Genomic DNA, 14095 nt, shown 5'->3' with positions numbered 1-14095 from the left:
TTCACAAATTCAGCACATCACAGGGCTGCCTGCCCCGCAGTGGCAAGCGCCCCAGCCTCCTTGCCCTGGTGTTCAACCAGCGCTTGGGCCACCGCTTTGGCGCGGCGTGACCGGGCCATGTGGAACACCCACATTTCGTACAGCGGCAGCGTTTCGCGCAGGTGCAGCGGCACCAGGGGCTGATGCAGCGCCCCCGTCAGCAGTGCCGGGTGCGGCACCACCGCCAGCAGGTCGGTGCAGGCCACCAGGTTGAGCATGCTGGCGTAGTCGGGGCAGCTCACGGCCACCCGAGGGCGTGGCATGCGGCGGACCGAAAACGCTTCCGTCAGCACGTCCACCGGGCCGCTGACGCTGGGCTGCACCACGGCCCAGTGGGCCTCTTGCAAGGCTGACAGGGTCGGGGCGGACACCAGCGGATGGTCTTTGCGACCGTAGATCAGCGGGTGCAGCTGGTACAGCGCTTGCCCCACCAGTCCCTTGGCGGCTTGTCCACGCGGTCGAGGCGAGATGACCAGGTCGTGCACCCCGCCCTTCAGGTCGGCCAGCAAACGGCCCTCGTCGGCGCTCGCCAGGGCCAAGGTGCGCCGCGGATTGGCCTCGCACCACACCGCATGCAGCACGGGCCCGCAGACCACCGCGGCAGAAGGCGTGAGCCCCACCCGAAGCGCCTTGGCATCTGGCCGGGCAGGCGCCCCCACGGCCAGCTGGTCGACCCGCTGGGCCATGGCGGTGTATTCCGCCACCAGCTGCAAAGCGCCGTCGGTGGGAAGGCTCCTGCGGCCCTCCCGCTGAAACAGCGGCGTGTTGAAGTGCGCCTGGAGCTTGCGCACCCCATGGCTGATGGCGGGCTGAGACACCCCGGCAACCTGAGCCGCAGCGTCAAACGAGCCGTGTTCCACAACCAGTTTCAGGTACTGCAGGTAGCGCAAATTCATAAGCAGATTTTATGGAATTGGTCCTGCCGTGCATTGCCACCGTGGCCGCCATCCAGGAAGCTCACGGCTTCCCTCATCACTTCAGGAGCAAACCCATGACTCAACAAGCCCTTCAGACGGTCCGAACCTACCTGCAACGCCTGCATGCCAGCGACACCGCGGGCCTGATTGCCACCTTTGAGGACGACGGCGTGGTCCATTCCCCCTTTCTGGGCAGCATGAAGGCGTCGGACTTTTTCCAAAAGCTTGCCCAGGCGTCCAGCAAGAGCGTCATCACGCTCATCGACCTGTTTGCATCGGTGCAAGCGGCTGACCAGCGGGTGCGGGTGGCGGCCTACTTCCGCTACGACTGGACCTTGAACGACGGGCGGGAGGTGGATTTCACCTGCGTCGATGTGTTCACCTTCCGGGCGGGAAGCTCGCGCATTCAAGACATGCAGATCGTTTACGACACCCATCCGTTGCGCGAACAGGTGGGCGACAAGTACGCGCCGGACCGCTGACACGCGGGCATTCCAAACGCCCGCTTGAGTTTCCATGATGGTCGTCATATGATGGCCATCATGTCCACCGCACCCACCCGAAAAGAACTGAGCCACGACCGCATCCTGGATGTCGCATCTCGGGCCATTCGGCGCACGGGCTACCGTGGCGTGGGTGTCGCCGACATCATGAAAGAGGCGGGGCTGACACACGGCGGCTTTTATGCGCACTTTGCCTCTCGCGACGCCCTGTTGGTGGAGGCCATGCAACGCGCCAGCCACGAGAACCGGGCGGCGCTGGCCGAGGCCACGGCACACCAGATGGCCAAGGGCAGCTCCCGTTTCGCCGCGCTCATCTGGGCGTACCTCCACGACACCAACCTGGACCGCACGGACCAAGGTTGCGTGGTGGCCGCATTGGCTTCTGAAATGACCCGGCAAGACGACGCCATTCGGCAAGAGGCGCGGCAACGGGTTTCAGACCTGATTGACCTGGTGCAAGCGGCGTTGCCGACGGGCACCGAAGCGGGCCAAGCGGCCGTGGTCACCGCCACCATGGTCGGGGCGCTGCAACTGGCGCGCACCCTCGGCGGACCGCAGGGGCTGGCCTTGCTGGCGCACACCCGCGACACGCTGATCCAGCGCTACGACACCCCCTCCTGAGCCTGTGCCCCACGGAACGACCACCCATGCGTCGATTTGCTCACAAATATGACAAGCATCATAAATAACACCACACTGCTGTGCGTGCCGGTCAACAAACGGCCACGCTGATCAGCGTTTGGCCACAGTCATTTCAACTCACCCAAAAAGGAAGACGCCATGAACGACAACGACGTGATCGCGCAATGGAAACAAGAGGAGGAGGCGGTTCGCGTCCGCCTGCGACCGACCAACGCGCCTGCCCCCACCCTTCAACCGTTCGCGCTGTCGGGCTTGGACACCCTCAATGCCATCTTCTCCGGGGAGCTGCCACCCCCGCCCATTGGCGAAACGCTGGACTTTGTGCCCATTCGCATGGCACACGGACAAGCGGTGTTCCAGGGGCGCCCCCTGCAACGCCACTACAACCCCTTGGGCACCGTGCACGGTGGCTGGTTTGCAACGCTGCTGGACTCTGCGGTGGGCTGCGCGATTCACACGACGCTGGCGGCGGGGCGGGGGTACACCACGCTGGAACTCAAGGTGAACCTGGTGCGTGCGCTGACCGACGCGGTGCCCTTGGTCCGAGCCGAAGGCCAAGTGATCCATGTGGGGCGTCAGACCGGCACGGCCGAAGGCCGCATCGTCGGGCCGGACGGCAAGCTTTACGCGCATGCCACCACGACCTGTTTGATTTTTGACCTTCCCTCTTGAATCGGAGCGGCCATGTCCCAACCCAAAGTGGTGTTTGTCACCGGCATCTCGTCCGGCATTGGCCGTGCCACCGCCGAGCGTTTTGCTCAGCGTGGTTGCAAGGTGTTCGGGTCTGTGCGAAACGTGAGCAAGGCGGAGGCCATCCCCGGCGTCGAATTCGTCGAAATGGACGTGCGCGATGCCATTTCGGTTCAGCAGGCCATTGACACCCTCATCGCCAAGGCCGGGCGCATCGACGTGCTGGTCAACAACGCTGGCGGTACCTTGCTGGGCGCGGTGGAGGAAACGTCGGTGGCGGAAGCGCAGTCGCTGTTCGACACCAATGTGTTTGGCATCCTGCGCACCACACAGGCAGTGCTGCCACACATGCGCCAGCAGCGGTTCGGCCGAATCATCAACGTGAGTTCGGTGCTGGGCTTTCTGCCGGCCCCTTACATGGGTTTGTATGCCGCGTCCAAGCACGCGGTCGAGGGTCTGTCGGAAACGCTGGACCACGAGGTACGCAACTTCGGCATCCGCGTGGTGCTGATTGAGCCGTCGTACACCAAGACCCATCTCGACCTCAACGCACCCGAGGCGGCCCAACGGATCGCCGCCTACGACACCGACCGGAACCGCGCGTCACAAGCCATTGTGAAAAGCGTCCAACAGGCCCCAGGGCCGGACAGCGTGGCGGCCACCATTGTGGACGCCGCGTTCAGCGCATGGGCCATGCGACGCACGCCCAAGGGCGAGGCGTCGCTGTTGCGCACATTGCGCCGGTTCATGCCAGCGGGCCCTGTCGATGCCAGTCTGCGAAAGACGTTTGGCCTGGGCTGATGGACGGCAGGCACGGCGGACAGCCCTGCCCGTCAACTCACCTCCTTGCGGCACAGGCCGTAAATGAACTGCTGCACGGTGCCACACGTCGTGGGCATGTCGGGGCAGTTCCACCTGGGTGATGTCTCCGGTCAGCCAGCCCACACCTTGCGCCTTGGCCCCCAAGCGCGTGCGCGATGCGGCCAAGGCGGCCTCGGACAAAGTTTGGGCACGCCCGTTTGCGCCACCAGTTGCTCCGATTGGTGTCCATGCGGCTGGAACCAGCTCACGCTGTGTTCGGGCTTGGTGGTGTACACCCGCTCCCAGTGGTGTTTGGTCTGCATCGGTTCTCCTGGTGGTGGGCTGTGCGGCCCTGAGCGGGATGCAAATGCCGTGCCCCCAGGCGGGGCGGTGCGCTCGCCGCGGGGCATCGGCCTGCATAGAGTTGTCAATAAAAACAGACTCTGCCGCTTTTAATGACTGAACAGTTTGCTACTGTTTTGATATTCACCAGCCTTCAGCCGGTTGGCCACACTCACCACCGCCTGCACCGAGGCGGTGACGATGTTGGCGCTTTGCCCCACGCCAAAGGTGGAGCCGGGCACGCCGTCCAGCGCGGCTTCCACCACGGCCAGGGCCTGGGCGTCGGCCCCGTGGCCAGTGGCGCGTTCTTCGTGGCTGTCGATGCGCAGGGGCAAGCCCAGGGCGTCCACGGTGGCGGCAATGGGGCCGTTGCCGTGGCCGTGCAGGCGTTGGGCTTGGCCGTTGATGCTCACGTCCAGGTCAATGCGCTGACCGTCTTCCCCCAGCGTGTGGCCCAGGTAGCGGATGGGGCCGGGCGCTTGCAGGTAGGTGGACTGGAACAGCTGCCACAGGTCGTCGCCCGAGGCTTCGGCTTCGCTGGCGTCGGTCAGCCGTTGCACCAGGGCGCTGAACTCCACCTGCATGCGCCGGGGCATCACCACGCCGTGCTCGCGCTCCAGCAGGAAGGCAATGCCACCCTTGCCCGACTGGCTGTTGACGCGAATCACGCTGTCGTAGGTGCGGCCCAGGTCGGCGGGGTCGATGGGCAGGTAGGGCACGTCCCACACGCCCTGGGGGTCTTGGGCGGCAAGGCCTTTTTTGATGGCGTCCTGGTGCGATCCCGAGAACGCGGTGAACACCAAGTCGCCCGCGTAGGGGTGGCGCGGGTGCAGGGGGATGGCGGTGCAGGCCTCGGCCACGCGGGCCACGGCGTTGATGTCGGAAAAGTCCAGCCCCGGGTGAATGCCCTGGGTGTAGAGGTTGAGGGCCAGGGTGACGATGTCCACATTGCCGCTGCGCTCGCCGTTGCCGAACAGGCAGCCTTCCACGCGGTCGGCCCCGGCCATTTGGGCCAGCTCGGCGGCGGCCACGCCGGTGCCCCGGTCGTTGTGCGGGTGCACGGACAGCACGATGTGTTCGCGCGGCACCAGGTGGCGATGCATCCACTCGATCTGGTCGGCAAACACGTTGGGCGTGGCGTTTTCGACGGTGGTGGGCAGGTTGATGATGACGGGCCGCCCCGGGCCCACGCCCCAGGCGGTCAGCGCGGTCTGGCAGGCCTGGAGCGACACCACCAGCTCGGTCATGCTGAAGGTTTCGGGCGAGTATTGCAGCGTCCATTGGGTGTCGGGCTGCTGGTCGGTGAGGCGCTTGAGGTAAGCCACGTGGTGGGCAATCAGGTGCATGACCTGCGGCACGTCCATGCCGAACACCACGCGCCGCCACACGGGCGCGGTGGCGTTGTACAGGTGCACGATGGCGCGGGGGGCACCGCGCAGCGCCTCGACGGTGCGGGCAATGAGGTCTTCGCGCGACTGGGTCATGACCATGAGCGTCACGTCGTCGGGCACCAGGTTCTCGTCGATGAGGCGGCGCACAAAGTCGAAGTCGGTTTGCGAGGCGGCGGGAAAACCCACCTCGATTTCCTTGAACCCGATTTGCACCAGCAACTGGAACAGGCGCATCTTGCGCTCGCCGTTCATGGGCTCGAACAGGGCTTGGTTGCCGTCGCGCAGGTCGGTGGACAGCCAGCGCGGGGCACGGTTGATCACCTTGCCGGGCCAGGTGCGGTCGGCCATGGCCGCGGGGTCAAAGAGGGAAAAAGGACGGTATTTGGAAGACGGTTGAGCAAGCATGGGGGCTCCACGAATCGGGGCAACAAGCGGGGAAAAACAAGCGCAACACCCCCTGCAGCCCTTCGCGCATGAGGCGAAGGCTGGTTCGTGGGCCGGGGTCAGGGAGGTGTTGGGTGTGCGCTGAGGCAATCAGGCACAAATGGCGAACGCAGGCAGACCCCGGCCAAGCACTAGGCTTAGCGACAGGGACAGGGCTTGCAGGCGTTGCATGGGCGAAGACTATACACGCCACCGGTGGCAGGCGCATAATTCGCCAAATACCGTACAAATGGTTTGTACGTTTTGTGGAGATGCCCCATGCCCCTGATTGACAACCCGCAGCCCCCTGCAACAGCTTCTGCGGCTGCCCCTGCAGCCAACGCATCCGCAGCACCAGCCACCACCCCGGCAGCCCCCAAGGCCCGCAAGCCCGCTGCACGCAAAGCCGCCCCCAAAGCCCTGGCCCCAGCCTCGGCTCCTGCCCCGGTGACCAAGGCCGCCCCGTCTGCCAAAGCTACGACAAAAGCAGTCGCGAAAACAGCCACCAAGGCAGCACCAAAGGCCCCCGCCAAAGCTGCGCCCAAAGCATCCCCCAAGGCGGTCTCCACGACCGTGGCCAAACCTGCCGCCAAGGTGGCGCCCAAAGCGGCAGCCAAGCCGGTGGCCAAGCCCGCCGCCAAACCACTGGCAAAGCCTGTGGTCAAGTCCGTGAAGGTGCCCAAGCCGCCCAAGGCCCCCAAACCCGTCAAGGTGGAAGACACCAAGCCCGCCAAGGTGAAGCTGGTGCGCGACACCTTCACCTTCCCCTCCACCGACTACGAGCAACTGGCCGCCCTGAAAAAGCGCGCCTTGGCGCTGGGCCAGGAGGTGAAAAAGGGTGAATTGGTGCGGGCCGGTCTGGCCCTGCTGTCGGCCTTGGGCGATGCGGCACTGAAGGCCAGCCTGGGCAAGGTGGAGCGCCTGAAAACGGGTCGCCCCAAGAAGTGACGATGAAGGCCATTGCCGTCGTCAACCCCAAAGGGGGTGCGGGCAAGTCCACCCTGGCCACCAACCTGGCGGGCCACCTGGCCCGGCAGGGGGCGGGGGTGATGCTGGGCGATGTGGATCGCCAGCAGTCCAGCCGCCACTGGCTGGCCGCCCGCGACGAAGGTCTGCCCCGCATTGAAACCTGGGAGATTGGCCCGGACGACATTGCCCGCCCGCCCAAGGGCCTGTGGCGGGCGGTGCTGGACACCCCCGCGGGCCTGAGCGGCAAGGCGCTGGAGAAGGTGGTGAAGGCCTCGTCCAAGCTGGTGGTGCCGGTGCTGCCCTCGCCTTTCGACCTGTGGGCCACCCAGGCTTTTCTGGACGAAGTGCTGGCCATCAAACGCGTGGCCAACGGCAAGGCCGATGTGGCCATTGTGGGCATGCGAGTGCAGCCCCACACCCGGGCGGCAGACGAGTTGCGGGCGTTTTTTGCCCGCCAAGGCATCCCCGCGGTGGCCACCCTCCGCGCCACCCAGCTCTACCCGCGGCTGGCCCTGCTGGGGCAATCCATTTTTGATGTGAACGAATCCCTGGCCCGGCGGGAGCTGGAAGACTGGCAACCCCTGCTGGACTGGCTGGCGCGGGATTGAGGGCGGCGCGGCAACTTGCCGCACCCTCCCCCCACGCTACGCGCCCATCTGGCGCTGCGCTTGGGCCACGCGGCGCTTTTCAAAGTAGGTGAGCGACAGGTAGGTCATCACCCCGATCAGGGCCGAGCCCACCGCAAACGCGCCATAGGCCACGGGCCACGGAATGCCCTGGGTCATCATCGAAAACTCCGACATGCCACCCATGCCCGCCAGGATGTTGACGGGCATGAACACCACGCTCAGCACGGTGAGCTGGCTCACGCGCTTGTTCTGGTTGATGTTGATGGCACCGATGGTGGCGTCCATCAGGAAGTTGATCTTGTCGAACAGGAACGAGGTGTGGCTGTTGAGCGACTCGATGTTGCGCAAAATTTGCCGCGCGTCCTCCAGCTGGGTGGGCGACAGCAGCCTGCCGCGGATGAGGAAGTTGAGCGCCCGCTGCGTGTCCAAAATGTTGCTGCGGATGCGACCATTCACATCCTCTTCATCACCAATCTGGGCCAGGATGTGGGCGGCCTGCTGGTCGCTGATGGCGCCGTTGAGCACGGTGCGGCCAATCTTGCCCAGCGTGGCGTAGATGTTTTCCAGGGTGTCGGCAGAGCCTTCCACGTCGGCACCGTACAGGTCTAGCAACACGTCCACCGCATCGTTCACGTAGTTGGGCTGGCTTTTGGCCAACCGCTTTTGCAGGCGGAACACGGGCAGTTCTTCGCTGCGCACGCTGAACAGAATGCCCTGGTGCAGGATGAAGGCCACGGCCACGCTGGGCGAGTCGCCGGTGCGGTCGCGCAGGAAGTTGGAGTGCAGGTGGATTTCGTCCTGCTCCTCGATGTGGAAGCGGGCACTCACCTCCAGCTCGGTGGCGTCCAGCGGGGCAGACAAGGTCACCTGGAAATGCTCGCCAATGAGGGCCATTTCGGCCTTGGAGGCATTGACCAAATCCACCCAAATGGGGCTGACGCCGTCCAGGTCCTGGCGGCAGGCCACGGTCACGGGTTGGAGGCGGCCATCCTCCAGCACATACACCCCCACCTTGGTGGCCGAGATGTCGGGCACGCGCCCGGGGGCCAGGGTTTCGCGCCGCTCGGGCGGGAGTTCCCACAACACGTCGTTGGTGAGCTCGGGCGACAGTTTGTGCCACAGGGCAAGGGCCGCGTCGTCGGGCAGCTCGTCCAGCACCTGGGCAATTTCAATGGCGCTGAGGCCTTTGAGGGCGTTTTGCAGTTCCACGTCGTGCTGTTTGTGCAGGAGGAACTCCACCACATCCTGGCGGGAGGCGTGCTGGTTTTTCACCATTTGATCGACCAGTTTTTGCTTGGTCAGCAGGTCCAGGAGTTTGTCGGCAAGCAGGGGCATGGGGCCATTGTCATCAGGGATGTGTCACTGTCTTGACACGGGCTTGTGCCTGGCTGCTTACACTGGTTTGCATGACACAGCCCACCGACTACACCCCGCCCCGCGTCTGGACCTGGCAGCCCGCCGACCCCGCCACCGGCGGTCGGTTTGCCAACATCAACCGCCCCATTGCCGGCCCCACCCACGACAAAGAGCTGCCGGTGGGCAAGCACCCCTTGCAGCTGTACTCGCTGGCCACGCCCAACGGCGTGAAGGTGGGGGTGATGCTGGAGGAGTTGCTGGCCCTGGGCCACCCAGGTGCCGAGTACGACGCCTGGCTGATCCGCATCCACGAGGGTGAGCAGTTCGGCAGCGGGTTTGTGGGCGTCAACCCCAACTCCAAAATCCCGGCCTTGCTGGACCGCAGTGGGCCGGAGCCGGTGCGGGTGTTCGAGTCCGGGGCCATCCTGCTGTACCTGGCCGAAAAGTTCGGGGCGCTGCTGCCCCAGGGCGCTCAGAAGGCCGAATGCCTGTCGTGGCTGTTCTGGCAAATGGGCAGTGCGCCGTACCTGGGTGGGGGGTTTGGCCATTTCTACGCCTACGCCCCCGCCAAGTGGGAGTACCCCATCAACCGCTTTGCCATGGAGGCCAAGCGGCAAATGGACGTGCTCAACCGCCGCCTGGCCGAAAGCCGCTACCTCGCAGGTAACGACTACACCGTGGCCGACATTGCCGTGTGGCCTTGGTACGGGCTGCTGGCCAAAGGTTTGCTGTACGAGGCCGGGGAGTTCTTGTCGGTGCACGAGTACACCCACGTCATCCGCTGGGCGGACGAGATTGCCCAACGCCCCGCCGTGCAGCGGGGCCGTTTGGTCACCAAGGTGCCCGCCGCATGAGCACCCTGACGCTGTACGACTGCGCCACCGCCCCCAGCCCGCGCCGGGCGCGCATTCTGCTGGCGGAGAAAGGCATTCCCCATCAAACGGTGCAGGTGGATTTGCGCAACGGCGAGCAACTGGGCGAGGCGTTTCGAGCCATCAACCCCCAATGCACCGTGCCCGCCCTGGTGCTGGACAACGGGCAGGTGCTGACCGACAACGCGGCCATCATCGCCTACGCCGAGGCGCACCAACCGCATCCGCCACTGCTGGGCACCACCCCGACCGAGAAGGCCCAAGTGGCCAGCTGGCAATGGCGTGCCGAGTTTGAAGGCCTGCTGGCCGTGGCCGAAGCCTTGCGCAACGGCTCCCCGGCCATGGCCAACCGGGCGCTGCCCGGGCCGGTGAACTACCCGCAAATCCCCGAACTGGCACAACGCGGGGTGGCCCGCATCCAGCAGTTTTTTGACACCTTGGACCAGCAGCTGGCCCAGCACCCGTTTGTGGCCGGGTCAAGCTTCAGCGTGGCCGACATCACCGCCGTGGTGGCGGTGGACTTTGCGCGGGTCGTCAAGCAGCGGCCCGATGAGCAGCGCCACCCTCACCTGCTGCGCTGGCGCGCGCTCATGGCGCAGCGGCCTTCCATGGCGCTGTGACAACCTCAGTGCTTGCCGTGTCCGTTGCCACCGCCATTGCCGCCACCGTGGCCATTGCTGCGGCCATGGCCTTTGCCAGGGTTGGCGGAATCGTCGCCAACGTTCGGCGCGGCACCGGTCAACTGGAACTCACCCCGCTTGAGGGCGTGGAACTCGGGTGATCCGGGTTTGATGCCCATCTCCTTGGCCACCACACCCCAGCCCTTGCCCTTGTTGGCTTTGTAGGTCCCCAGCACCCGGTCGTGGGGCTGGTGGGTCATTTGCCCCAACTGGAACACCATGTAGGCGTCCGCCGGGGTGGGCACCGACGACATGACCACCCGCACTTGCGCGTCGGGCACCCCGAACTGCGCACTGATGCGTGCCGAAAAACCATCCCGATCCGCACGGGCTTGCACGTTCAGGTTGGACAGAAACCCGTCCAAGCCCCCTGTGGCCGCCAAGGCCAAGGTGCTGCAACCCAAAAACAAGGCACTGGAGACGATGAATTTTTTCATGGTGAATGGCAAAAGAATGTTCAGAAAATGAACGAAAAATTCGAACGCCGCAATCCTATCGCCGTCGCAACACCCAACACCTGGCCCTTTACAACCCCTTACAACGTGCATCCTCGCGGCAGCATGGGTCAGAGGCTCGCCCGCCTTCACAGGGCGGCATGACAATAGCCCCGCGTTTCACTTCCGTTGACCCACCTTGAACACCCGCCACTCACTGGATGCCCGCGCCTTGGGCCTGATGGTCATGCTCTGCCTGTTGTGGAGCCTGCAGCAAATCACCCTCAAAGCCACCGCGGCCGACTTCTCGCCCATGCTGCACATTGGGGTGCGCTCTGGCTTGTCTGCGGCCCTGGTGGCGTTGTTGATGCTGTGGCGGGGCGAACGGCTGACCGTGGCCCAGGGCGTCTGGCGGCTGGGCATGCTGGCCGGCGCATTGTTTGCCGTGGAATACCTGTTGGTGGCCGAGGCGCTGCGGCTCACGTCTGCGGCCCATGTGGTCGTGTTCCTGTACACCTCCCCTCTGTTTGCGGCGCTGGGCTTGCACTGGAAACTGCCCGCAGAGCGGCTGGCCCCTTTGCAATGGCTGGGTATTGCTCTGGCGTTTGCGGGTGTGGCCGTGGCGTTCTTGCTGCGCACCCCGCACGCGCCCGGCCCGGAACAACACATGCTGCTGGGCGATGCGCTGGCGCTGTTGGGCGGCGCATCGTGGGGGGCCACCACGGTGGTGATCCGCACCACCCGCATCAACAGCCTGCCCGCCACCCAAAGCCTGCTGTACCAGTTGTTGATGGCGTTTGCGCTGCTGGTGCCCGTGGCGCTGTGGACCGGGCAGAACACCTTCCACCCCACCCCCGCGGTGCTGGCCAACCTGGCGTTTCAGGCGGTGATCGTCGCGTTCCTCAGCTTCTTGCTGTGGTTCTGGCTGCTGGGCAAGTACCTGGCCTCGCGGCTGGGTGTGCTGACGTTCATGACCCCCATGTTTGGGGTGGTGCTGGGCGCATGGTTGCTGAGTGAGCCGATTGAGGGCAGCTTCATGGCCGGTGCAGCCTTGGTGCTGAGCGGCGTGGGCTTGGTCAGTGGCCACGGCTGGTTGATGCAAATCATCAAAAAACGCAGCACTATATGACGCCATTAAAGCGCCAGAGGCATTTTTCATTCACAAAAATGGAGGCATGCCTTCAACCCCATGCGCGCTGTTAGCATGGATACACCCTTCCCCCAACCGAAAGCACCCTTTGGCAACACCGAACTACGGCTACGAAAAACGTCAACGCGAACTGGCCAAGAAGCGCAAAGCGGAAGAAAAACTCAAACTCAAAGAAGAGCGCAAGAAGAACCCGGCCCCTGAGTCCGGCACTGAAACCGACCCTGAGGCCAGTGACACCCCTCAAAATGAAAATCAGAAATAAAATTTGATTTTCAAAAAATATAAAGTCATAATACGTCACCAACGGCGGATCGGCACATCGCTCAGTCCGCCGTTTTCACAGGTCCTCCAGCACGCTGCGTGGACCTTGAAGGCGACACCTCTGTCGCCACTGGGCCTTGACCTGTGAGCTGCAGGTCTGGTCTTCATTTTCCCCAGCTCGTTGCAGCCAGCGCCAATTGCGCCACGCTGCATTTGCATTCCATTGATTCAAGAAATTTCCGTCCCCCTGGGCAAGTTTGTGGTTTCGCCCGCCACCCATCAGACCGAGTCCGGCACCTTCCGTGCCTCGGTCACCGTGTCCAGCGGACACGGCATGGCCACCCGACACCGGGTCTACCGTTTTGACACCCTGTTCGCCACACCCGAGGCCGCTCGGATGTACGCGCTCACCCAGGGCACGCTGCAAGTCCAGCCCGCGTGAACCCGCTTTTCATTTCTCCCTCTTTTCAGAAAGACATCACCATGAACAAAAAAATCTACGTTGGCAACCTGCCCTACTCCGTTGACGACCAAGCCCTTCAGCACAACTTTTCCGAGTACGGCACCGTGGCCTCTGCCCGGGTCATGACCGACCGTGAAAGCGGTCGCTCCAAGGGCTTTGGGTTTGTGGAAATGGGCTCGGCCGATCAGGCCGAGGCCGCCATCGCCGGGCTCAATGGCATGTCGGTGGGCGGTCGCTCCATCGTGGTCAACCTGTCGCGCCCCAAGTGACACCCCCGCGGCGGATGCACACGGTGGCAGTCACTGCACCGGTGCACCGCCCTGGTACCAGCGGGCCAACAGGGCCCGTTCGTCATCGGTGATGCCGGTGGCGTTGTTCATGGGCATTTGCCGGGTTACCACTGCTTGCTGGTACACCGCTTGCGCATTGACCTTGAGCGTTTCCGCCCGGTCAAGGCGGATGTTCTTCATCTGCGTGGTCTCGCCATGGCAGGTGTAACACCGCTGGGCAAACACCTCACGCACCTGGGCATAGGTCACCGCCTCTGCCTGGGCTGACCCCGCCCGAGCCGACGGGGCCTGGGGAGCAGGTGCCAAGGCCACCACCGTGGCCAGAATGAGCCCCCCCCCCACCACGGCATAACCCACCGGGTTGCCGTTGCGCCCCAACTTGTGGCCATGGCGCATGACAAAGTACTGCCGAATCAGCGCCCCCGCCAGCATCATCACCACCAAAATGGCCCAGTTCTGCCGGTGCGTGTACAAAAAACTGTAGTGGTTGCTCAGCATCGCAAACAGCACGGGCAACGTGAAGTAGGTGTTGTGCACGCTGCGCTGCTTGCCCCGTTTGCCATGAATGGCCAAAGACGCCGGGTCCACCGCCAGGCCCGAGGTCATGGCGGTCACCACCTTGCGTTGGCCTGGAATGATCCAGAAGAACACGTTCGCACTCATGGCGGTGGCGATCATGGCGCCCACCAGCAAAAACGCGGCGCGGCCTGCAAACAACTGGGTGGCCGCCCACGCCGCCAGCGCGATGACCAGGAACACCAGTCCCCCCACGATGGCGTCGCCCTTGTCCCGGAACCCAAACACCCGGCAAATGGTGTCGTAAATCAGCCAGAACGCCACCAGAAAACCCAAGGCCGCGGCAATGGCCGTGGCAGGTGCCCAGTCGTACACCGATTTGTCAATCAGGTAGGTGCCAGCGTTGAACAGGTACAGCACCGTGAACAGTGCAAACCCCGACAACCAGGTGGAGTAGCTCTCCCAATAAAACCAATGCAGGTGGGTGTGGATTTTCTTGGGCGCCACCATGTACTTCTGAGGGTTGTAAAACCCACCGCCATGCACCGCCCACATGGCCCCGTCCACGCCTTTTTCCAGCAAGTCGGGGGACGTGGGTTTGATCAGGTTGTTGTCCAGAAAGACAAAGTAGAACGACGACCCGATCCAGGCGATGGCAGTGATGACGTGCAGCCACCGCAACAGGAGGTTGGCCCAATCCAGCAGGTAAATGTCCAAAACGGTTCTC

The 14095-nt window shown here is 64.1% G+C and carries 17 protein-coding genes; 12 read left to right on the top strand and 5 right to left on the bottom strand.

Translation table 11 applies throughout. The features are described 5' to 3' along the window. Nucleotides 1-17: 17 nt before the first annotated feature. Nucleotides 18-935, bottom strand: coding sequence for a LysR family transcriptional regulator (locus ACYVB7_RS12160; protein ID WP_460507944.1), 918 nt, complete (start codon nt 933-935; stop codon nt 18-20). 95 nt (nt 936-1030) lie between these two features. Between ACYVB7_RS12160 and ACYVB7_RS12155 the strand changes: the two genes are divergently transcribed. From ACYVB7_RS12155 to ACYVB7_RS12140, 4 genes are all read left to right on the top strand, one after another. Continuing rightward, nucleotides 1031-1438 (top strand): nuclear transport factor 2 family protein, encoded by a 408-nt coding sequence (locus tag ACYVB7_RS12155; protein WP_460507942.1) that lies wholly within the window; start codon nt 1031-1033, stop codon nt 1436-1438. A gap of 60 nt (nt 1439-1498) precedes the next feature. Further along, a complete protein-coding gene (locus tag ACYVB7_RS12150; protein WP_460507940.1) occupies nt 1499-2080 on the top strand; it encodes a TetR/AcrR family transcriptional regulator in 582 nt (193 codons plus the stop codon). Between the two features lie 159 nt (nt 2081-2239). Continuing rightward, nucleotides 2240-2773, top strand: coding sequence for a PaaI family thioesterase (locus tag ACYVB7_RS12145; protein WP_460507938.1), 534 nt, complete (start codon nt 2240-2242; stop codon nt 2771-2773). 12 nt (nt 2774-2785) lie between these two features. Then, nucleotides 2786-3592, top strand: coding sequence for an oxidoreductase (locus ACYVB7_RS12140; protein WP_460507937.1), 807 nt, complete (start codon nt 2786-2788; stop codon nt 3590-3592). Nucleotides 3593-4044: 452 nt separating this feature from the next. Here ACYVB7_RS12140 and leuA read toward each other — a convergent pair whose 3' ends face one another. Beyond that, nucleotides 4045-5730, bottom strand: coding sequence for a 2-isopropylmalate synthase (gene leuA / locus ACYVB7_RS12135; protein ID WP_460507935.1), 1686 nt, complete (start codon nt 5728-5730; stop codon nt 4045-4047). Between the two features lie 297 nt (nt 5731-6027). On the opposite strand from leuA, the gene ACYVB7_RS12130 reads away from it, so the two are divergent. Together ACYVB7_RS12130 and ACYVB7_RS12125 are read left to right on the top strand one after the other, a co-directional pair. Then, complete coding sequence (locus ACYVB7_RS12130; RefSeq protein WP_460507932.1) at nt 6028-6696, top strand: hypothetical protein; 669 nt, start codon at nt 6028-6030, stop codon at nt 6694-6696. Nucleotides 6697-6698: 2 nt separating this feature from the next. After that, nucleotides 6699-7325, top strand: coding sequence for an AAA family ATPase (locus ACYVB7_RS12125; RefSeq protein ID WP_460507930.1), 627 nt, complete (start codon nt 6699-6701; stop codon nt 7323-7325). Between the two features lie 36 nt (nt 7326-7361). On the opposite strand, the gene ACYVB7_RS12120 is transcribed toward ACYVB7_RS12125, so the two are convergent. Beyond that, entirely contained in the window at nt 7362-8681 is a 1320-nt protein-coding gene (locus tag ACYVB7_RS12120; RefSeq protein ID WP_460507927.1) for a magnesium transporter CorA family protein, read from the bottom strand. Nucleotides 8682-8752: 71 nt separating this feature from the next. Between ACYVB7_RS12120 and yghU the strand changes: the two genes are divergently transcribed. Both yghU and ACYVB7_RS12110 read left to right on the top strand, forming a co-directional pair. After that, complete coding sequence (gene yghU / locus ACYVB7_RS12115; RefSeq protein WP_460507925.1) at nt 8753-9556, top strand: thiol:disulfide oxidoreductase; 804 nt, start codon at nt 8753-8755, stop codon at nt 9554-9556. Then, nucleotides 9553-10194, top strand: a complete 642-nt coding sequence (locus tag ACYVB7_RS12110; RefSeq protein ID WP_460507923.1) for a glutathione S-transferase family protein — start codon at nt 9553-9555, stop codon at nt 10192-10194. Before yghU ends, ACYVB7_RS12110 begins: the two co-directional genes overlap by 4 nt. Nucleotides 10195-10199: 5 nt before the next feature. On the opposite strand, the gene ACYVB7_RS12105 is transcribed toward ACYVB7_RS12110, so the two are convergent. After that, nucleotides 10200-10691, bottom strand: coding sequence for a hypothetical protein (locus ACYVB7_RS12105; protein ID WP_460507921.1), 492 nt, complete (start codon nt 10689-10691; stop codon nt 10200-10202). A gap of 196 nt (nt 10692-10887) precedes the next feature. Here ACYVB7_RS12105 and ACYVB7_RS12100 point away from each other — a divergent pair, with 196 nt between their 5' ends. The 4 genes from ACYVB7_RS12100 to ACYVB7_RS12085 all read left to right on the top strand — a co-directional run bounded on the left by ACYVB7_RS12100 (nt 10888) and on the right by ACYVB7_RS12085 (nt 12831). Next, nucleotides 10888-11817, top strand: a complete 930-nt coding sequence (locus ACYVB7_RS12100) for a DMT family transporter (protein ID WP_460507919.1) — start codon at nt 10888-10890, stop codon at nt 11815-11817. Nucleotides 11818-11926: 109 nt separating this feature from the next. Continuing rightward, the gene (locus ACYVB7_RS12095) at nt 11927-12100 is read left to right on the top strand and encodes a hypothetical protein (protein WP_460507917.1); all 174 of its coding nucleotides are present in this window, start codon (nt 11927-11929) and stop codon (nt 12098-12100) included. Nucleotides 12101-12358: 258 nt separating this feature from the next. Further along, nucleotides 12359-12541: a hypothetical protein gene (locus tag ACYVB7_RS12090; protein ID WP_460507915.1), complete on the top strand. Its 183-nt coding sequence runs from the start codon at nt 12359-12361 to the stop codon at nt 12539-12541. Nucleotides 12542-12582: 41 nt separating this feature from the next. Continuing rightward, on the top strand, nt 12583-12831 hold the full coding sequence (locus ACYVB7_RS12085) for an RNA recognition motif domain-containing protein (RefSeq protein WP_460507913.1): 249 nt from the start codon (nt 12583-12585) through the stop codon (nt 12829-12831). A 30-nt stretch (nt 12832-12861) separates the two neighbouring features. Here ACYVB7_RS12085 and ACYVB7_RS12080 read toward each other — a convergent pair whose 3' ends face one another. Then, nucleotides 12862-14085, bottom strand: a complete 1224-nt coding sequence (locus ACYVB7_RS12080; protein WP_460507911.1) for a urate hydroxylase PuuD — start codon at nt 14083-14085, stop codon at nt 12862-12864. Nucleotides 14086-14095: the final 10 nt, after the last annotated feature.

This window comes from Hydrogenophaga soli, from assembly GCF_054777695.1.
Note: the sequence above shows the minus strand (reverse complement) of the source record. Positions and strands in the feature narration are given on the sequence as shown.